Raw genomic sequence first — 20,470 nt, forward strand, 5'->3', positions numbered from 1 at the left:
CTTTTGCCGCGATTGCCAAGTCGCACGGCGTCGTTCCGGCCAGTGCACATATCCCAGTGAACTAAACTACCTTTGACGATGACGACGTCGAAGTCCTGGTTCCGGCCAGTGCACATATCCCAGTGAACTAAACTTGAGCCGCAGGCGCAGCGATTGCGCGTTGAGTTCCGGCCAGTGCACATATCCCAGTGAACTAAACTACCAACAGATTTTTGCCGCACCAGCGACAAGTTCCGGCCAGTGCACATATCCCAGTGAACTAAACTAACAACACCGGCGCGCCGAACCACGCCAGAAGTTCCGGCCAGTGCACATATCCCAGTGAACTAAACTAAAGCACGCCAGATTCGGCAAATACGCCCTGTTCCGGCCAGTGCACATATCCCAGTGAACTAAACTCGCGTATTCGCGTAGGGCAGCGGGCAAAGTGTTCCGGCCAGTGCACATATCCCAGTGAACTAAACTCCACCGGCGCGAACTGCGAGATCCACCGGTGTTCCGGCCAGTGCACATATCCCAGTGAACTAAACTGCTCACGGGCGTGTACTCAACGCTCGTGCCGTTCCGGCCAGTGCACATATCCCAGTGAACTAAACTCGTCGGCGGCTTCAACCAGCGGCTGCGCTGGTTCCGGCCAGTGCACATATCCCAGTGAACTAAACTCAAATGGCGCGAGCGCCAACAGGCGCAGCAGTTCCGGCCAGTGCACATATCCCAGTGAACTAAACTTGCGCGTCCATTCTCCGCAGCCTCGGGGGAGTTCCGGCCAGTGCACATATCCCAGTGAACTAAACTGGGTCTAGCGGGCTTGGCATGAAGCCGGGTGTTCCGGCCAGTGCACATATCCCAGTGAACTAAACTTCTGCGCCGTCATGGGCAGACTTCGTGGCAGTTCCGGCCAGTGCACATATCCCAGTGAACTAAACTTGAGGACGCAGTCTGGAAAGCGCGCGGTTTGTTCCGGCCAGTGCACATATCCCAGTGAACTAAACTGGTTTCGACCAAGCTGCGGCGTCTAATCAGGTTCCGGCCAGTGCACATATCCCAGTGAACTAAACTGGCGTATCCGTGGTTAGTGCCAATACTGACGTTCCGGCCAGTGCACATATCCCAGTGAACTAAACTCCCGCGAGGCGTATGAGACAGAACTACGCGCGTTCCGGCCAGTGCACATATCCCAGTGAACTAAACTGGAAGCGAAGTAGATGGAGCGTATTCGGAGGTTCCGGCCAGTGCACATATCCCAGTGAACTAAACTGGGCTACGACACCGTGCCTGCAAGTCAGGAGTTCCGGCCAGTGCACATATCCCAGTGAACTAAACTGCCGCTCAGGCAGTCCAGTCTGACGACCCTGTTCCGGCCAGTGCACATATCCCAGTGAACTAAACTATCGCCCTTGATCAATGGCCACACGTCAGCGTTCCGGCCAGTGCACATATCCCAGTGAACTAAACTGTGTCCGCGATAACCCCTTGATTTTTCAAGGGGTTTTTCGCTTTTGCGCCTGGGGAAATCATGGAAAAAGTTAGAAAAGATCGAACTGATCCGGTGGTTTTTGAGCCGCTTGCTGGCTTTTTCCATGGAAGGTGATGGTGCGTTCGTACTGTTTGTCGGTGAATTGGAGGATATGCACTTTCCCTCCGTTCGGCAATGAGCGCTCCACCGTTTTGCACAAGGTGTCCACCTGGGCCTGGCTGGTGCAAAAGCGAAGATACACGCTGAACTGACTCATCTGAAACCCGATGTCCAGCAATGCATTGCGAAACCCGGTTGCAGCCTTGCGTTCGGCTTTTGTGATCACGGGCAAATCAAACATCACCAGCATCCACATGAGTCGGTACCCTGAAAGCATGATGAATGACTCCGCATAGGGGTTGAGAGCCTTGGCTGCTCAGTCCGGCTCGAAGCTGCCTGCCAGCGACAGCGGCAGTCCCGGCAGTGGCAGATCCAGCTTGTTGCGTTCTCCCAAGAACACCTGCGCGAGAGATGTTGCCAGGCGCTGCATGCAGACCATGACGGGTGTGACGCCTATGTTGGTAGGCAGGTCGTCGTACAGGACTCGAACCAATGCCCTTTTGGTTTCGGGCGTGACGTGAGATTCACCCGTTCTATTCAATTGCCAGACCTTGAGGTCTACCACCGGACGAAATGGCTCCATCAGGTCGTCAACGAGTCGCATGGCGTTTGCGTCGTTGCTGTGATGCAGGCCGATGCTCGGATGTAGACCCGCTGCAACCACCGCACGCGCCGTGGCCGAGCGCAAAACTGTGTAGCCGTAGTTGAGCAATGCATTGAGTCCGCCGCCTTCCTGATCACGGCGGAAGTCCGGGCCGAACAACAGTCCCCAGTAACGGCGTGCGGCCTGCCCCTCAATGTTGTCCGGATCGCCGCTGCGAACCTTGCCAACCAGGGCCGACAGAGGCACCGTCAGAGCGCCTGCGGCCTCCAAGGCGGCGGCTTGTTGCTCTATCTTCGCTTTGACGATCGATGACCAAAGCCGCTTGATCATCGGCTGGCTCGCGGCGATCTGTGCCTCGATCCGCTTGGACTGCACATGGTGTCCGTCGAGCGTGAAAAGCATGCCGACCACATTGTGGTTGGCACCGCACAGCACAAAGGGTGCGCCGCGCTCGGCCAATGCGACCAACATATTGTTGGTGTAAGTGATGCCGTGCGCGTTGGCGATGACAGCGGCAATATCGTCGAGCGGAATCTGCCCGAGTTCCTTGCGCTCGCCTTCCGAGTCGCGCACGACCATGAAGCCGCGATTGACGAACAGATGGCGCCGGTCGTCTGCAATTTCGACTATGCGGCCCACCATGGTTGCTCACTCTTTCCCACCTGAGTCTCGCAATTCGCCGATGGGCGACAGCGTGACACGCCGGGCTCTGGCTTTCTGAAATGAGCCTACCATCTTTGATATGTACGGAAGTTCTCGCGAACGGTTGCGAGCGTCAACGTTGGCTTCATTGAGTGGTGACATGTAGACCTGTCCGGCAGCGGATATCGTAGCGACACGCAATGTGCGTTCTTGGCCCTCGTGCTCCAGGCGCACGCAGTCGCCAATCATCAATCGCAGGGCCAGCGGTCTGCCATTCAGGCCTACATCGGACTGTCGTAGTTTCCGCTGCGCCTCAGCCGCGTTACTTCCTTTGCGCATCCATTCAGCGACGATGGCGTAGGCTTCAAAGGTGGAAATGACTTTGCCCTCCCATTTGCCACTCTCGCCCACCGTGATTTCCACGCAATAGTTGCTCCCTCCCACATAGCCCTTGTACGGAAGTGGAGCGCCCTGCGCATCAACGCCGTGCCGTTGCGGTTGTGACGGCTCTGAAATTCGGACAAGCGTGCTGACTTCGCGACCCGCTGTCCCGTCGGCCTTTTTACGTTGCTTGATCGATCCATCGCGACCAATGCCGTAGCTCGTCTCTTCCATCATCGCGCCTTCATGGCCGTGATCGGGCTTATGGCTGACCCAGATGGCATTCACGGCACGTTCCACATGCTCGCGATAGGTTGGCCAGGGCATTGGCATGTCGTCGACCAGCCGCGTCAAGCCGCCCTCCCGCGCATCAGAACTGGCGCGGGCAAAACGTTGAAGCAGGCCCTGGTCGGTGACGCCGATCACACATGCGTCCACCGCATGATGGCGATGATCGTTGCGGTTCTTTTCACCGTTCAGACCCAGTACGTCGTTCAAACCGAACTTGGCCCGCAGCATGGCCGTCATCTGGCCTGGAATCACACGCGTCGCACTTCCCGGCGCGATCAATCGCAGATACTCTGCCGCAATACGCGAAAGGTAGCGAGTGTCGTTCAGCGCGCGCGCAAGAAAGTCCTTGTCCTCACCCAGCCAGCGTTCGTAGCCATCGGCAGCGAACCGGTAGCGTTTGTACTTGGACATGCGTTCGGCCCGCAGCAATATGCCGTCGTAGCTCCAGCCTTGCGCCTCAAAGTCCTCACGCGCTTGCCAAGGGGTGCGATTGCGCTTGATCCGATTGGCCTCACGCATCACAACGGTACGGTTGTTCAGGCTGTCATCCAGGGTCTTGGAGAACGGCAGAATGTGCTCGATCTCCACGCGCTCACTGAGCAGCAGAGCCGCACTGATCTGTACGCCGCTATAGGGGCAGCACCGGTCGGCTGCGTCGAAGCTCAATTCCTCCCACAGAATCCATTTCTGAATGTCGGCGACGCGTACGCGCTCCTCGCTGATATTGCGCGTCTCGGCAATCATGGTGCGGATGCGCGCATTGCGCTTCTGGTTATCGGCCTGTTTGCGCTGCGTCTCCATCTTTTGCTCACGGCTTTGCTTCAGATCGCGCGCCAATTCGACGACGATTTCACTCGGCCTGCCGTATCGGCGAATCAATGCGTTGACGACGACGCGAACCTGGTTCAATCCGATATGCACCGTCGGATTGGCGATCTTGCCAAAGCGCTTTTCTTCCGTGTGATCGGGCTCGCCACTGCCAAACGCGACGTGGCGCTGCAAGGCGCGACCGTAGTACGGCAGTTGCTTGAACGCGTAGACCGGTTTGATTTCGCCAGAAGACGCAATAATGCGCTCGCCAATTTGCTCCACATCTTCGGAGGCGTACTCAAAATCGAAGCCCAGATCGCTGTGATGTGAAAAACCTGCGGCTCGCACCGCTTTGTCGTAGGTGAGCACTGCTGATTGCAATACGGGAAGAATAGCGCTCAAGGCCTTGCGGCTCAGACTGCCGTAGCCTTCGGGCAGGCTGGTATTGGCGATCGCCGCAGCGCGCATTTCGTCTACGCCTGTGTTCGCTTGCAGCCATGCAATCAGGCGTTCTTCGCTTTCTTCCGTCATCAAGTTGAAAACGATCTCGTCCTGCAACTGCGAATCGAACTGGGCCCACTGCGCACCGAAAAGGTCCTTCTTGCCCAGAATCGCAGTCGTTGCATTGCCTTTGAGTTCCTGGCGCTTCGGGTCTTCGAGGTTGAATTGAGTAGCACCAGACAAATTGAGCGCCTTGCGCATTTGCTCGAACGTGACTTTGGCTTTGGATTCAAGCATCGCCGCAATCTGATCGCGTTGGGCCAAGGTCAGTGATTCTTCATGCAGATCGGGATGCAACACGCGCAGATTGTTCACTTCCTGGTAGATGCGGAACCGCTGCGTGCTGGGCAGTGCAAGCAGTGCACGTTCTTCCTCGGGAATCAGTGTGCAGCGCCCCGGCTTCACCGGCCGCAGGTTGCGTTGGAACAGCAGGGTATCGCGGAGATCGGCCCGTGCGGTTTCGTTGAACTGCGAGGGATTCAACGCCGCCTGCGCGTCCCAGAGCGTGTCGAACTCCTGGGCCACCATCGCGCGCTCGACATACAGGTCATAACGCTTGTCGATGCGCTTCTTCCCTTCCTCGCCCACCATCGGTGTTTCGCGGTATCGCGCGCGCACTCCGTGGCCCTTGACGCCTCCGGAGTTCTCCTGCATTCGCACTTTCCAGTACCACTCGCCAACCGTCCTGCAACCCGTCTCGAGCAACTGCGTACGCATCGTATTGATTGCCTGCTTGAGCGCACCGCTGTCGTTGTCCTTCTTGTCGGTCTTGCGATTGCTCAAAAAGCCACGCCGCTGGTTCAAATGAAACAGCACACGTCCGAACTCGGCAGGGGCCAGTGCTTCATTCAGACCTTTGGCACGCAATTCATAAGGGTTGAGTACTTCCAGCTTTTTCCGCTCGGCAATGTCGGCTGGAAAAAAACCATACTCCACCAATTTGCGCACCATGCGCTCCTTGCGCTTGAGCATTCGGTCACGTCGACGACGCATGGCACGTGCGGCCCGCCGCGTCACCGCGAGGGAACTGCCATCTTTAGGGTTGCGACCGTCGCTGAAAATGCGCACGCCGGCACGTATTAGTGCCGTGGGTTCGGCCTGCTGATTCAAACGGATGGCAGCCCATCCCAACGAAGTCGATCCTAAATCCAGCGCCAAGCGATAGCTCATATTTCCTCCCGTTTAGTTCAATTTGTAACTCAAATCATGAGAAAAAGAAATATTTTTGATGCTAGTCACAATTTCAGGCGGATTCTTGACTTTGGTCTAAAGGCAATGAAGATTCTGGTTTTCCCTATCCAGGGTCTGTTTCACATAACGCAGGGCGATCAGGTTGCGTAAAAGGTCCTGCCTATTCAACCGGATTCAATTTCGGTGATGCTTGATGAGCGAGGAAAAAAGCAGGTACAATTCAGCTCACCAATTCACTGGGATATGTGCTCTGGACGCTAACAAGCATAAAGGTGCACCAAATGGAAAGCCTCGCAATGCGAGGCTTTCGTCTTTTTGGAAATGATCTCTTGGTTCTGCCACCATGTGGTCATTGAGATTGACGCACGTTCGCAGGCATCTGGTTTCTCGCTTCTTGCGCCGGACATTGAGTCTCAATCTCTTACTGATCACCTTTCTCAATACTTCCTTGCGGACGAGGTAAGTGTTCAGCGCAAACATATAGGGCTTGAACTCCACTATGACAGTTTGGAGCCCTACGGGCACCAACGCACCGTTGCAGCAACGCCCGCGCGGCAAGAAAAATGCTCGGTCGATTCAACAACGCCCGCACCTCAAAAGAACGACCGCCATGGCTGACCCGCCATTTCATCACCCCAAATTCGGCGCCAGCACCCTGCGCAGCACTTCCACATCCATGCCACGCCGCTTCGCCATGTCTTCCAACTGATCCTCGCCGATCTGCCCCACGTTGAAATAGGTGGAATCGGGGTGGCCCAGGTAGAAGCCGCTCACGCTGGACGCGGGGAACATCGCCATGCTTTCGGTGAGCTGCATGCCGATGTCGCCCGCGTCCAGCACCTTGAACAGATCGATCTTTGCGGTGTGGTCCGGGCACGCGGGGTAGCCCGGTGCGGGGCGGATGCCTTTGTATTGCTCCTTGATGAGCTCGGCGTTGCTCAGGTTCTCGTCGGCCGCGTAGCCCCACAGGTCCTTGCGGACACGCTGGTGCAGGCATTCTGCAAAGGCTTCGGCGAGGCGGTCGGCCAGCGCCTTGAACATGATGCCGGAGTAGTCGTCGAGCGCGTCCTGGAATTCCTTGTCCTTCCTGTCGGCACCGATGCCGGCGGTCACGGCGAACAGGCCGGCGTAATCCTTGATGCCCGATTCCTTCGTGGCCACGAAATCCGACAGGCAGCGGCTTGGGCGCATCACGCCTTCGATCTCCTGCTTCTCGGTCTGCTGGCGCATGCCGTACCAGGTCATCAGCACCTGGCTGCGCGAGTCGTCGGTGTAGAACTCGATGTCGTCACCGACACGATTCGCGGGGAACAGGCCCATCACGCCGTTGGCCTGCAACCAGCGGCCTTCGACAATTTTCTTGAGCATGGCCTTTGCATCGGCCAACACCTTGCGCGCTTCGGTGCCGACGATCTCGTCGTCGAGGATGGCGGGATAGCCCCCGCAAGATCCCAGGTCTGGAAGTACGGGCCCCAGTCGATGTATCCGGCGATTTCCGCGAGATCGAAATTCTTGAACACGCGGCGGCCCATGGCGCGCGGATGCACCGGCTGAAACCGCGCGAAATCGACGGGCGTGGCATTGGCACGGGCCTTGTCCAGCGTCCACAACGGCACCTTCTTCTTGTTGGCGTGCTGCGTGCGTACCTTGTCGTAGTCGGCCAGCATCTCGGTGACGTATTTCTCCTTGTTCTCGCCAAGCAGGCTCTGGGCCACGCTCACGCTGCGCGAGGCGTCGGGAACATAGACCACGGGGCCTTCGTACTTGGGCGCGATCTTCACCGCGGTGTGCACGCGTGAGCAGGTTGCGCCGCCGATCAGCAGCGGAATCTTCTTGATGCGGAAATAGTCGTCCTTGTCCATCTCGCCCGCCACGTACTGCATCTCTTCGAGGCTCGGCGTGATCAGGCCCGACAGGCCGATGATGTCCGCACGTTCGGCCTTGGCGCGCGCGAGAATTTCGTGGCAGGGCACCATCACGCCCATGTTGATGACTTCGAAGTTATTGCACTGAAGCACCACGGTCACGATGTTCTTGCCGATGTCGTGCACGTCGCCCTTCACCGTGGCGATCACGATCTTGCCCTTGCTCGACACGTCGAGCCCCGCGGCTTCCTGCTGGCGCTTTTCTTCTTCGATGTAGGGCACGAGATGCGCGACGGCCTGCTTCATCACGCGCGCGGACTTCACCACCTGCGGCAGGAACATCTTGCCCGCGCCGAACAGGTCGCCGACGATGTTCATGCCGTCCATCAACGGGCCTTCGATCACGTGCAGCGGACGGCCACCGCCCTTCACGACGATCTGCTGATAGGCCTCTTCCGTGTCATCGACGATGAAGTCCGTGATGCCGTGCACCAGCGCATGCGACAGGCGCTCGCCCACGGTTTTGGGATGATCGGGCGTGCCGCGCCACTCGAGCTTCTTGCTGTCGTCCTTGGCTGCGCCCTTGGCGGTTTCGGCGATTTCTAGCAGGCGCTCGGCCGCATCGGAACGGCGATTCAGGACCACGTCCTCCACGCGCTCGCGCAGCTCGGGCTCGAGGTCGTCATACACGCCCACCATGCCGGCGTTGACGATGCCCATGTCCATGCCGGCCTTGATCGCGTGGTAGAGAAACACGGTGTGGATCGCCTCGCGCACCGGGTCGTTGCCACGGAACGAGAAGCTCACGTTCGAGACACCACCGCTCACCTTGGCGCCCGGCAAATGCTGCTTGATCCACTGCGTGGCCTCGATGAAATCGACGGCGTAGTTGTTGTGTTCCTCGATGCCGGTTGCCACGGCGAAAATGTTCGGATCAAAGATGATGTCTTCGGGCGCGAAGCCCACCTCATCCACCAGCACACGGTAGGCGCGCTCGCAGATTTCCGTCTTGCGCGCGAAGGTATCTGCCTGGCCCTTTTCATCGAATGCCATCACCACCGCCGCCGCGCCGTAACGCTTGACGAGCTTGGCCTGTTGCTTGAACTGCTCGACGCCTTCCTTCATGGAAATCGAATTGACGATGCCCTTGCCCTGGATGCAGCGCAGGCCCGCCTCGATCACCTCCCACTTCGATGAATCGACCATCACCGGAACCTTGGCGATGTCGGGCTCGGAGGCAATCAGGTTCAGAAAACGCACCATCGCGGCCTTGCTGTCGAGCATGGCCTCGTCCATGTTCACATCGATGACCTGGGCGCCGTTCTCTACCTGCTGGCGCGCGACGGCCAGCGCCTCTTCATACTGCTCGTTGAGGATCATGCGCGCGAACGCCTTGGAGCCCGTCACGTTGGTACGCTCGCCCACGTTCACGAACAGCGAACCCTCGCCGATGAAAACCGGCTCAAGGCCCGAAAGGCGCATCGGCTCGACGGCCTCGGCAGCCGGGGAAGGAGAAGTGGGAGTAGCGGACATCAAGCTCACCTGTGCAAAAGCAGCAAACAGAAAATCTGAAAAACAGGTGAGCGCCGTTGTCATCGTGCGGGCCGGAACACTGCCAAAAAGCGTGCTGGCACCCACCCCAAGCCTGACCGGCCACCTGAAATCACGAACCGATTCCTTGCTGGTGGCCTGCTGCAGCGCTCCTTGGGGCGAAGCGCACGATTTTAAGGCAAGGCCGTCAGGCCTGCACGTCGGGCGAAGATGCCCTCGCCACGGGCTGTGCAGGCGGCTGCCCCGCCGTCACGCCGAGCAGTTGCGGCAGCCGCCGCACCGCGTCTCGGTCCTTCTCGCGCTCACCTTCGCTCAGCTCGTTCCAGTGCACCAGCGACGGGTGGGTCTTGCGCTCGTCGTCGCGCTCGGGCCAAAGCGCCAGCCGTTCAAAAAGCGATGCGCGGCCCAGCGTTCGTGCTCGATCATCGCGAGGAATTCAAGCAGCTGGTCATCGATCTTTCTCACATCGCCCTGCACCGCCATGAGTTTGTACGGGATGTGATCGGCCTGCGCGCGGTTCGCATCGCGTGCGTCCTCGCTGAGTTGCGCCCAGTCGTTCTTGTAGGCCTCGCTTTCGGCCATGGTGCCCTGCGTCAGCGCGAGGTAGTCGGCGTGAATGGCGCGTGCGAGCTGGTCCTGCTGCTCGCCGCAGATCATCTCCACGGTGCAGAATTCCGCGAGATTGCCGAACAGCCGCAAACGCGGACGCGTGCCCGCGAGCAATGCCGGAAGGCCGTCGATCTCCGCGCAGCGCGCAAACACCGGAAATTGCGCATTCGGCGCGGCCTGCAGAAGCTCGGCGGCGGCGCTGATGTTGGCCTCGTCGTCGGGCAGCGCGCAGATCACGATGTGCAGTGTGTCGGACGGGCATGCGAAGGCCTCATCCACCAGCGCGCGGTAGTGCGCGTCGGCACCGTGAAAGCGGATGTCCGCGATGCGGTCGGCCATGGGATGGCGCGCGGCCAGCGTCTTGCGCGCCGCGCCAGGATCGCCGCCGACCACCCACACATGCCATTGCACGCCCTCGGGCAAGCCGAGATGAAACACGCGCAGCCCCTGCACCAGAATCGCCTGCGCCTCCTGCCCGAAACCGATCAGATCGACACGCACGCGCCCCGCGCCGTTCATGAGCGCGGGGCAAGCTCCTGCGCAAAGCGGTCGAACAGGCTGCGCGCCACCATTTTGTGCAGGTTGAAGAAGTGCACGCGCACGGGCTGAATTTCCGCCTGCACATGGCTGCGGAACAGGTCCACGAGCTGCGGATTATCGAGATGGACATGGCAGTCGCAGGTCTCGCGGTCGAGGTTCTTTCGCGCGCTCCACAGCTCGCGCACCAGCCCCGCGACCTGAATGCCGGTCTTCTGCTCCTGTGCAAAACAGATCACGCGACGCGCCTTCTGCGCGCCCGCGCTCTTGAGCACGGACGACGTGGTCGCGTCTCCGGAAATCACCAGATGTCCGGCGCGGCGCAGCGCGGCGATGTCGCTGGAATCCGCATTGCGCTCAATGATCACGCCCGTTTCGTGATGCGTCTCGCGCAGGTCTGCGGCTATGCTGCGGCCCTTCCTGCCCGCGCCGACGATGACCGTGGGCCGCTTCTTGAGCATCACGCGCAGTTGCGTGACGTTGTCGCGAAACACGCCGCCCACCAGTTTCATCAGCCCGCGAATGAGCACCAGCGTCACCAGCAGTTTCGCGATGATGAGCTGCCACGGCACGTCGGGGCTCTCCAGAGCGGTGCCCGAAGGGTCCGAGCCCATGACGGTCTTGACGAGGCGAAACAGCCGGTCGGGGAAATAGCGCACCGATCCGATTTCGGGATAGGCGCGCACGAGACCAAACCAGGTAAGCACGATGATGGCCACCACGACGGCGGCCCAGAACAGGCTGGTGAACTTGCGTCCCAATTTCATGTTGTCCGGATTCCTTCTGCTTCGTCGCTCATCGAGCGCTTTCAGGCATGCCCAGATGCTCGCGTGTCTTGGCCAGCCAGTCACGCGTGGCGGTCGCGACGCTGCTGTTCGCGCCGAGACGTGCGGACTCGTTATCGAGCTGCATCTGCGTGGCCGACGCGAGTTGCAGCGACATCGCGCCCAGCTTGCCCTGGCGCGCCAGATACTCGGCGATGCCTGCGCGTGCGAGCGGGTGGTACAGATAAATGGCCGCGAGCGACTGCATCTGCGCCGTGCTCGCAAGCGGCAACTGGCGCGCGATGTCCGCCGCCACGGTGACGCTCGAAGTCGGTGTCAACGTGCGCGTGTACGGGTCGGCGAAGAACCACGATGAATGGGTCTCTGCGCGGTCGAACGACTGTATCGCGCCGGTCTCCATATCGTATTTGCGGCCGTAGAAGCTCTCCAGGTCACTCGCCAGTTGCTCGGGCGGCATGCGCATCGAGCCCGGCACCTGCCAGATCTGCGCCTGTATGGCATCGACGGCGGTGGTCACCGTCACCAGTTGCTGCTCGTTGCTCGACAGCATCAACTCGTTGGGCAGCACACGCGCAAACGGCATCGAGATCAGGTTGCCGTTGTGACTGTCGATCACCTTCACCGACGGCGTGAGCGAACCGGTCACGTTGTCCTGCACGAACAGGCGTTGGCCGTCCTGCGAGAACTCGGTCCACTGCGCGTTGGCGGTGACCGGAATGACCTGTCCCACGGACTGCCCGGACTCCAGATTCCACAGCCGCATCCTGCGCGCGTCTTCCGATACCACCATGGTCTTGCCATCGGGGCTGAAGCGCAGCATCGGCGATGCAATGCTCTGCACGTCCAGCGCCTTCTTCGCGCTCGCGAGGTTCCATACGCTCAGGCGGCCATCCTTGTTGGAGGTGGCCATCCATTGCCCATCGGTGCTGAACCTGCCGAAGCTGGGCTGCTCCTTGTCTTCAAACAGTGGCTTGCGCGTTTCCAGATCGATGACGCGCAAGCCCTTGCCATCGGACAGCGCCATGCGCTTGAAGCTCGGGTCCAGCGCGTAGGGCGGCAGTTCGCCTTCCGTGGGCTTCCACTCCTTGAGGAGCTTGCCGTCGGTGACCTGCCAGATGCCCATGCTGTCGGCGCTCATGCGCCCCGTCATGAGCTTTTCGTCGGCGCTGAATATCGGCAGGGAACGCGTGCTGATTGCGCTGCCGATCTGCTTGCCGGTCTCGGCGTCGTAGAGCCGCGTCGTGTATTTTCCGGACGTGGTCGCCACCACGCCCGAGCGCAGCGTATTGAGACTGGTGATGGTCTCCGGCTCGCGAATGAAATCGGCCTGGGTCTCGCGGGTGGCGATATTCGTGCGCGACACGACGCCCGAATCCTTGCGCACCGCGTAGAGATACTTGCCATTCGGGTCGCTCGCGATGCGCCGCGTGTCGGCCGCGAACGTGAGCTGGTTCACCAGTTGCGGCGTCGGCCCCTGCTGGTAAAGAAAAGCGCGTGCATTGCGCGTCACCACCGAGTGCGCCTGATCGGGCGAGCGCATTTCGCTTGCGTAGTTGTCGGGCAACACGGTCTTGAGCGCGCCGAGCGGCAACTTGTGCGACTCTTCGCGCTCACCGTTGGGCAGGCGGTAGACGTCGGTCGTGGAGTCGCCCATGCCGAGCAGGGTGTTCGCGCCCGGATTGAACGCCACCCATTGGTAGATGCTGCCGCCCGTGGACAGCGGGCGCGGGTCGCCGCCGTCCCATAGCTCGATATTGGAGCCGCGCCAGAACACCAGCTTTTCACCGCCTTCGGCAAAACTCACCTTGGGGCTTGCAAACCCGATCCGCACCGTGCGCGTCTCGACGGCGTCCGGATTGCCCAGCTTCACGATGAGGCATTCGCCCTTCTTGTCCTCGCGCTCCGCGCACAGCGTGGCCGCGGAACCATCGGGCGCGAAATCGAGTTGCACCACCTGCGAGAGGTTGGCAGGCACCGAGGCCTTGGCGCCCGGCTGGCCGGCGCGCACGATCTGCAGATTGGTGCCCAGTTGCCGCAGGCCGAGCCATTTTCCATCGACGCTCACGCCCTGCAGCACCAGTCGCTCGGCGGCCTGGTTGGGCACCATGAATTCATGCTCGCCGGTGGCCATGTCGTAGCGCACGACGCGGAACTTGTCGTCGGTGAAGTAGAGGCGGTTGTCACGGTCGAAATACGGCTTGCCGATGCCCTGCTGCATGTCGAGCTGCTTGAGATCGGCCACCAGCTTGTGAGTGCGCACGTCCCAGATCTGCATGCGCAGCGTGCTGGTGCCGATGCGCGCACGGCCCGCGAGGTAATGCCCGTCGGGGCTGAACGCCAGATCGGCGGGGCTCATGTTCGGCAGCGGCGTCAGGTCTTCCTTGGTCGCCAGCATCGACTCGGCAAATGCGGTTGCGTTGGCATTGCCCTGGCGCACCGACGCGGCGATGTAGGCCGCAGGATCGCCATACTCGTTTTGCGCGAGCCGGTTCAAGCCCGAGGTGTAGAGCGTCAGCGCGAAATTCTGCTGCGCGCGATTCTTCTGCTGCCACGCCATCACGCCCGCAAACGCCGCTGCTACCGCGAGCCCGCCCATGCCGACCGCAACGCCGACGACGATGCGGTGCCTGCGGCGCATGCGCTCGATCTGGTAGGCCTGATCACGCTTGGTCAGATCGGCGAGCGAGACGCCGAGGATCGTCGCGATGATCTTGAGCTTGGCAAGATTCAGTCGCTCCTCGTACTGCTGCACGCGCTGCTTGATCTCGCCAGCGGGCAGCTTCTGCGCCTGCAAATGCTGGCGATAGGCTTCGGATGAGGTGAATCCCTCGTCGCGCGAATGCGGCAGGCGCACATCGGCGGCCAGCGCCTCGTCGGCCTGCGACTCGATGATCTGGCCTTGCTCGTCCACCGCGTGGCGCAACACCGCCGGGAAGCACTGGTCGTCGCTTTGCACTCCGTCATACGCGGGCTCGCCGCGCAGGATCATGGCGATGATCTGTTTGCCCTTGCCGTTGCGCTTGAAGTGGCGCAGCTCTTCCTGAACGTAGTCCGAGCGCGCCGATCGCGGCGAGGCGAGAAACACCAGGAAGTCCGAATGGTCAAGCGCCTCCTTGAGCGATGCGCTCAGATCGGAATTGGCCGACAGCTCCTTCTCGTCCTGGAACACCGGAAAGATCTGGGCGGGGATCGGCTGTCCATGCGCATTCGGCTTGCCGATCAGCTCGGCGGGAATCTGGTACGTCTCGAGGCTGTGGTGCAGCCAGTCAGCCCATTTGCGGCCCTGCTCGCGGTTGTCCGAATGGCTGTAGCTGATGAACGCCCGATATCGCTTTGGCTGCGCGGCTGGCGACTCGTCTGTCGCACCGGAGGTGTCGGGAAGTTCGTTGTCTGTCATGTGAAGCAGTGCCCTCCAGGCTGAAATACCGCCGCGTCCGGGGATCCTCTGCCGCAGCGTGATGGCAGACGGGGGTGTAACACTGCCGGGAAAACCCGCACGGAGCAAATTGTGTGCAGGCGTGAGCGCGAAAGCGGCCCGCGCCTCGTGAAAAGTTACATAACGCAAGCCCGTTCAAGGCCGAGGCCGTATGGCGGCGCGTGGCAAATCGTTGCAGTCTCAAACGCCTGCATACCGCTTTGCAGCGGTGGCCGTATCACCGCGCCTGCGGTCGATCCCGGTCAGCGCACCGGCAGGAACTGCAGGAACGATCCGCCAACCAGCCCCTGGGCGTAACCGATGACCGCGCGGCGGTATTTCTCGGTGGTCACGGCGGCCAGCAGATCAAGCCGCGCAATGATCTTGCCGAACTCGCGCTCGTAGCTCAGGTTGCGTTCGTTGGCGTTGATTTCATCGGCCAGCAGCAGTGGCTTGCCGTTGTCGCCCTTGCGGTGCGCAAGCATCCAGGCGGCAATCTCGATGTTGCGCGCGGCGTTGTAGATGTTCTGGGCGTCCTGGCCGTCGATCAGATAGAACTCGGTCTTGCCGCCATGCGCGGTGATCAGCATGTCGGCCGTGCCGTAGACGAACGCGCCGACACGGTCACCGGTGAATGCGGGGGACAGGGCCAGATCCATGGCCTCGATATCGCGCTTGCCCTTGAGCGGCGGCCAGGCCTGCTCGGTGGCCCGGGCGACTTCTGCCTTGTCCGGCGGGGCCTTCAGCTCGGGATTGCTTTCCGCATTGGCATTGCCGTCACGGCTGCTCGCCAGGGGCGGTGTCTCGACGGCCGCCTTCAACGCCTTGAGCGCATCTTCGCGGCTTGCAAAACCGCCCTTCTTCCATTCGGCGGGATTGCGCCGGTACAGCTTGTCGGCCAGCCTGAGCAATGCGTTGAGGTTGTCGCGCATGCCGACGTTGGCCACCCGGTTCATGTCCGACTGAAGCCACTCGCTGACCGAGGCACCATGCCCTTGACCTCGCCGCGATCCGTCCTGGCGGTACTGCAACCCACCAGCGCCAGCACGGCCACGCCGACGATCACGCCATTGAACATCTGGGCAAAAGGTCGAATGCTGCTCCTCATGGCGGTGCATTCTCCAAGACAAAGGCGGCTTTTCGTTCATCACATGTGCCTGGGGCCATCACTTTTTTGCAAACGAAAGTGACACACCGCAGCACAACCACCGATTGCAAACTCTGTGTTGCCCCCCGAACACCCGTGCGCAGATGCCGCGAGCCGGACTGAAGCGCAGCCTCAGTCCAGACGGATGTTGCGTTCCTTGATGAGCTTGCCGGGCCAGTTCGCGTCGGCTTGGGCCTCAGGCCTTCACAGGCACCATCTGCGCCGATGCCGGCAGCCCGAAGAGCCGGTCGAACGTCCAGTTGAACACATAGGTGTAGCAAAGGAAAAACAGCAGCAGTCCGGCCTCCATCACGGTGGCCTCCCACAGGCCTACGTCGAACCACCAGGCCATCAGCGGGATCAGCACGACGGCGAGACCGCCCTCAAAACCCAGCGCATGGGCAATGCGGCGTGCGATGGAGCGCCCACGCACGGCCTGGCGCGACTCCCATTTTTCGAACAGCGAATTGAAGGTCACGTTCCAGACAATGGCGATGGTCGAGGCCGCGATCGCCATGCCGCCCGAGTGACCGGCACTTTGGCCGATGGCCATGAACATCACGCTGGTGGCGAGAATCGCGATGAGTTCATAAAGGGCCACATAGATCACGCGACGCTTCGGACCCTGCAGGCCTATGGCTTGTGTTGATTGTTGTTGTGAAGTCATAAGGGCGAGTCTATGACGACTCGATTGAAATAAAAAGTCAGATTCTTTCAGTTTTGCTGATAGATTGGTTTGCCATGGCATTCACTTCCGACAATGTTCAGGTCTTTCTCGCCGTTCTCGACAGGGGCTCGTTCTCGGCGGCGGCGCGCTCGCTGTCGCGCGTGCCCTCGGCGGTGAGCATGACCATCGGCCTGCTCGAAGCCGAACTCGATGTGCTGCTCTTTGACCGCTCCACCCGCGAGCCCCGGCCCACGGCGGCGGCGCTGGCGCTGGAGCCCCAGGCGCGGCTTCTGGCGCAGCAACTCGCGGCGCTCAACCGGCAGGCCGAGGCGTTGCAGATGGGTCTGGAGGAGCGCCTGACCTTTGCCATCGCGCCCGAGCTGCTCTCCACCACCTGGGCCGACGCGCTCACGCCGCTGATTGCGGAATTCCCCTCGCTCATCGTCGAAGTGCTGGCCGCGCCGCAAACCGATGCGCTCGAACTGGTGCACAGCGGGCGGGCGCATCTGGCGCTGGTGTTCGAGCGCCCGGCCATCGACGGGCGCGAGGATTTTCAGGAAATGGGGCAGGAAACGCTGGTGGCCGTGATGTCGCCGCAGTTCGCGCCGTGGCTTGAGGCGCTGGCCACGAAGGCGGCTGCGTCAGCCCCGACGCTCACCGTCGCGAGGCTCGCGCGCACGCGGCAGGTGCTGGTGGCCAGTCGCGATCCGCAGCAGACCGACCTGCGCTTCGTGTTCTCGCGCCAGCTCTGGCGCACCGACAGCCATCAGGCTGCGCTGTCGCTGATCAGCGCCGGCCTCGCCTGGGGTTGGCTGCCCAGAAGCCTCGTCGAATCGCACATTCTGGCGGGCCTGCTGATGGAAATTCCGGTGGAAAACCTCAGCAACGGTACTACCCTGTTCGTGGACTGGGTCTGGTCGCGCGAGCGGGCGCTGGGATTGGGCGCGCAGCGCTTCATCGCGCTGATGCAGGCACGGCGCGCGCAGGAACCGCCCACGCACAGGTCGCAATGAACGGGAGCACGAGCAAGGAATGACCAGGACCTGTTCACGCAACGCCGCAAGCAAAGCAAAGCACATCGGCAACGCGCTGCTCGGCCCTGTGCCCGAGTCGCGCGCCCGCACCACCGCCGCTTGTGATGAAGACCAGCGCTCAGAGCTGTAGGCTCGCCCGGCCGATGCCGTCGAATTCGGCCTGCACCAGATCACCTGCGCGCGCCGTCAGCATGCCTACCCAGTTGCCGGTGGTGACCACGGTTCCTGCGGGCACCGTACCGAACCACCGAGTCACATCACGCAACCACTCCACAAGCAGCCATGCGGGATCGCCGAGGCTGTGCGTGCCGGTGAACATCAGGGCATCGGCACCGCCAATGCGAATGCTGCAACGCTGCGCGCCCCAGTCGCGACCGGGTTGATACGCCACCCAATCGCCCAGCACCAGCGCGCCGTGCACGCCCATGTCGGCGAGCTTGAGCAAGGCAGGGACCTCATCCAGCGGCTGTTGCCAGCGTGTGTCCACGATCTCGATGGATACGGTCATCGCATCGATGAACGCATGCGCGGAGTCAGCCGTCAGCGCCGAAGCCTGCGGCTCCGTCACCTCGCTGCCAAGGCGCAATGCGATCTCGGCCTCCACCAGCCGAACGTGAAACGGCCATGCACCGGCATTTGCTGGCGACGCCCACACACCGGCATCGGGAAGCGGCGCATGCGTGATCGCCGAATCCCGGTTCGCGCCGCCGGATTTCCAGTGACGCGGCACGCGATCTGCAAACAGCTTCAACGCGCCGTGGGTCGCGACGGCGCGTTGCACGGCATAGGCATCGTCGGCGGCTTGCAGAGCGTTCAAATGCGCGCCGGCATCGGTCGTCGAGCGTTCAAGACGTGCGTCGCAAAGCGCCTGCGCGACTGCTGCCAACGGCGATTCGTCGTGGTTGGTGCGGATGTTCATGCGGGCATTGTGCGGGAGAGTTCAGCGGGCAGATCGTGCCGATTTCCAATATGGGAAAACCGGGCACTATACTGAAATAAAAAGGAGGCATAAGTGACACACATACTCAGTATTCGAGTTTTGCGATCTGCGGTCATGGCGTCAGTTGCAGCTATAAGCTGTGTCGCTAGCTGGGCCGCGCGTGACTTTACGCCCCAAGCCGGCATTTGGGCCATTAGCGAAGAGCTCGACGGCAAGCCCGGACGGGCATGGCAATTGATGTGCAAGGCAACACACTGTTCATGCAGGTGTTCGGCTACGAAAAGGACGGCGAGGCGACCTTCTACACCGCAACCGGCCAATTGCAAGGCAACACGGTGACCGCGCCGTTGAAACGTTATCAAGGTGGCCGAAGCTTTGGCAGCCCGCCAAAAGACGCGGTTGAAAACGGGTCACCCGGCGATGTGACGCTCAGGTTTACCCATGGACTGGATGGAACGGTCCAATTTCCCGGAGAACCCGAACGGGCCATTTCACGGTTTTCAATGAGAAGTGCTGAATACAAAAGCCGCTATTGGGGCAAGAGGAAAATCCGTAGCTTTCTGGTTGCTCCCGTCGACCCTACCTATCAAACCAATTTTCTTGCGGAGCTCGGCATTTTCGGCCATTCCGGCACCGGAAAAGGCGGTTGGGAAATGTCCCTCTCGCGGCGGGATGGAAGAATCTGGAATCGATTGTCTTGTGAAGAGACCGCAGACTCCGATGAATTTTCGTGCCATAGACTGGCCGACCCTGGAACCAACGAGCTATCGGAAGTCAGTGCAGTGCGTCTGAAAATCGCAAATATCGACGCATACGGCACGATCGATCTCGAGAGCAATGGCGTCGTTCGACGTTTTCCCCTGCAAGGCATTGCATTGGTCGGGGCGAGGAAGCCACGATTACGGGCTGCGGATCTGCCCAAGATGTCTATGTAGCAGATTTGCGAAACTGCGAACGGGTAACAACGCCAAGCAGCGGTACATGGATAGTTGAAGACGAGTTAACCGGCAAACCAGGCCGGGGATTTGCCATTGATGTTCAGAACGGTGTTGCGATGGCTGCCGTCTTCAACTATTTGCCTGACGGCTCTCCTACTTTCCACATGGGAAGCGCGGACTATGAGGGGATTACGGCCCGGTTTGCGCTGAATCGATTTGCCGGAGGGCGCTCGTTCGGAGGACCGTTGACCAGTGGCTCGCTGGTGGACTCGGCTGGAGAAATTTCGTTTCGGTTCTCCAAAAATCAGGAGCCCTATGGATTTGATACCGAACGCTTGTTGGCGATGGTCAAAATTCCCGGTGAGCCTGCCAAACGCATGGTGCGAATGTCTCTTGAAACCGCTGCGCTTTCACCTCAAGGCCTGCTGGGTCAATGGTGGATGACCTTCCTGACAGACTCCAATGGCCGCCGCGAGTCCAAATTGGTGAATTTGACCACCATCGACGGAGAGACGGTTGTCAGTGACGACGGCCTGGTGCGTTGCAACCGGTTGGCTGGTGAATACCCATGGGACATGCATTCACACATCAACTGTTCCTGGGTCCGTGGAACGGAAAAATGGACTGCCCGTTTTTTTCAAGAGTCCAACAATCGAAGCTACGACGCGCTTCAGATGAAGGATCGACATGGCAACTCAATGGGATTGGGCAGCCTGCCTTTGAAATGACCAGGGCGATTGCCACTCCTTCGGGCGATCCAGAATAGACACCCCCTCCTAAACCCCGCACGATGTCCGCTTCACCTTCACAACCAGCCGGAGACCTGCCCATGCCGCTCGATCGACGAAGTTTTCTGCTCCAATCTGGCTCCATCGCGTTGCCGGGTGCGCTATTCAGCGCTACGGCGATAAGCGCTGAAAATGCATGGCCTCAGGCGCGGCCTATTCGGGTGGTGATTCCATATGCTGCGGGCGGTGTTACGGACT

The 20,470-nt window shown here is 60.6% G+C and carries 15 protein-coding genes, 1 pseudogene, 1 CRISPR repeat array and 1 riboswitch (1 of these 18 running past the window's edge); of the genes and pseudogenes, 4 read left to right on the forward strand and 12 right to left on the reverse strand.

Going from position 1 to position 20,470, the window contains the following annotated elements:
- Positions 1-1,456: a CRISPR direct-repeat array (repeat unit 36 nt; unit sequence GTTCCGGCCAGTGCACATATCCCAGTGAACTAAACT) (it extends 2,607 nt beyond the left edge of the window).
- Positions 1,457-1,526: 70 nt separating this feature from the next.
- The 3 genes from cas2 to cas9 are packed head-to-tail and all read right to left on the reverse strand — an operon-like array spanning position 1,527 to position 5,975.
- On the reverse strand, positions 1,527-1,832 hold the full coding sequence (gene cas2 / locus H9K75_RS12640) for a CRISPR-associated endonuclease Cas2 (protein ID WP_226858133.1): 306 nt from the start codon (positions 1,830-1,832) through the stop codon (positions 1,527-1,529).
- 60 nt (positions 1,833-1,892) lie between these two features.
- Entirely contained in the window at positions 1,893-2,822 is a 930-nt protein-coding gene (gene cas1, locus H9K75_RS12645; protein WP_187722944.1) for a type II CRISPR-associated endonuclease Cas1, read from the reverse strand.
- Positions 2,823-2,828: 6 nt separating this feature from the next.
- Positions 2,829-5,975, reverse strand: coding sequence for a type II CRISPR RNA-guided endonuclease Cas9 (cas9, locus tag H9K75_RS12650; protein WP_187722945.1), 3,147 nt, complete (start codon positions 5,973-5,975; stop codon positions 2,829-2,831).
- A 336-nt stretch (positions 5,976-6,311) separates the two neighbouring features.
- On the opposite strand from cas9, the gene H9K75_RS12655 reads away from it, so the two are divergent.
- Positions 6,312-6,614 carry a hypothetical protein gene (locus tag H9K75_RS12655; protein ID WP_187722946.1) on the forward strand — a complete coding sequence of 101 codons (303 nt, stop codon included), beginning with the start codon at positions 6,312-6,314 and terminating at the stop codon, positions 6,612-6,614.
- A 12-nt stretch (positions 6,615-6,626) separates the two neighbouring features.
- Here the strand turns inward: H9K75_RS12655 and metH are convergent.
- The 8 genes and pseudogenes from metH to H9K75_RS12690 all read right to left on the reverse strand — a co-directional run bounded on the left by metH (position 6,627) and on the right by H9K75_RS12690 (position 16,572).
- Positions 6,627-9,343, reverse strand: a pseudogene (gene metH, locus H9K75_RS12660) (methionine synthase).
- A 92-nt stretch (positions 9,344-9,435) separates the two neighbouring features.
- Positions 9,436-9,573: riboswitch (S-adenosyl-L-homocysteine riboswitch) on the reverse strand.
- Between the two features lie 26 nt (positions 9,574-9,599).
- On the reverse strand, positions 9,600-9,743 hold the full coding sequence (locus H9K75_RS12665) for a hypothetical protein (RefSeq protein WP_187722947.1): 144 nt from the start codon (positions 9,741-9,743) through the stop codon (positions 9,600-9,602).
- A complete protein-coding gene (locus H9K75_RS12670; RefSeq protein ID WP_187722948.1) occupies positions 9,725-10,540 on the reverse strand; it encodes a hypothetical protein in 816 nt (271 codons plus the stop codon). Before H9K75_RS12670 ends, H9K75_RS12665 begins: the two co-directional genes overlap by 19 nt.
- Positions 10,537-11,325: an NAD-binding protein gene (locus H9K75_RS12675; RefSeq protein WP_187722949.1), complete on the reverse strand. Its 789-nt coding sequence runs from the start codon at positions 11,323-11,325 to the stop codon at positions 10,537-10,539. The genes H9K75_RS12670 and H9K75_RS12675 overlap by 4 nt, the downstream gene beginning before the upstream one ends.
- Positions 11,326-11,353: 28 nt before the next feature.
- Positions 11,354-14,740 (reverse strand): toll/interleukin-1 receptor domain-containing protein, encoded by a 3,387-nt coding sequence (locus H9K75_RS12680; protein WP_187722950.1) that lies wholly within the window; start codon positions 14,738-14,740, stop codon positions 11,354-11,356.
- 281 nt (positions 14,741-15,021) lie between these two features.
- Positions 15,022-15,714, reverse strand: a complete 693-nt coding sequence (locus H9K75_RS12685) for a hypothetical protein (protein WP_319016818.1) — start codon at positions 15,712-15,714, stop codon at positions 15,022-15,024.
- Entirely contained in the window at positions 15,711-15,866 is a 156-nt protein-coding gene (locus H9K75_RS25180) for a hypothetical protein (protein WP_319016819.1), read from the reverse strand. The genes H9K75_RS12685 and H9K75_RS25180 overlap by 4 nt, the downstream gene beginning before the upstream one ends.
- Positions 15,867-16,101: 235 nt before the next feature.
- On the reverse strand, positions 16,102-16,572 hold the full coding sequence (locus H9K75_RS12690; RefSeq protein ID WP_187722951.1) for a PACE efflux transporter: 471 nt from the start codon (positions 16,570-16,572) through the stop codon (positions 16,102-16,104).
- A 74-nt stretch (positions 16,573-16,646) separates the two neighbouring features.
- On the opposite strand from H9K75_RS12690, the gene H9K75_RS12695 reads away from it, so the two are divergent.
- Complete coding sequence (locus H9K75_RS12695) at positions 16,647-17,585, forward strand: LysR family transcriptional regulator (protein WP_187722952.1); 939 nt, start codon at positions 16,647-16,649, stop codon at positions 17,583-17,585.
- 139 nt (positions 17,586-17,724) lie between these two features.
- Here the strand turns inward: H9K75_RS12695 and H9K75_RS12700 are convergent, their stop codons facing one another.
- Positions 17,725-18,525, reverse strand: coding sequence for a fumarylacetoacetate hydrolase family protein (locus H9K75_RS12700; RefSeq protein WP_187722953.1), 801 nt, complete (start codon positions 18,523-18,525; stop codon positions 17,725-17,727).
- A gap of 248 nt (positions 18,526-18,773) precedes the next feature.
- Here H9K75_RS12700 and H9K75_RS12705 point away from each other — a divergent pair, with 248 nt between their 5' ends.
- Positions 18,774-19,481 (forward strand): hypothetical protein, encoded by a 708-nt coding sequence (locus H9K75_RS12705; RefSeq protein ID WP_187722954.1) that lies wholly within the window; start codon positions 18,774-18,776, stop codon positions 19,479-19,481.
- A 119-nt stretch (positions 19,482-19,600) separates the two neighbouring features.
- Positions 19,601-20,212, forward strand: a complete 612-nt coding sequence (locus H9K75_RS12710; protein ID WP_187722955.1) for a hypothetical protein — start codon at positions 19,601-19,603, stop codon at positions 20,210-20,212.
- Positions 20,213-20,470 lie beyond the last annotated feature (258 nt).

Origin of the sequence: Diaphorobacter aerolatus (genome assembly GCF_014489535.1) — a bacterium.
GTDB classification, from domain to species: Bacteria; Pseudomonadota; Gammaproteobacteria; order Burkholderiales; family Burkholderiaceae_C; genus Diaphorobacter_A; species Diaphorobacter_A aerolatus.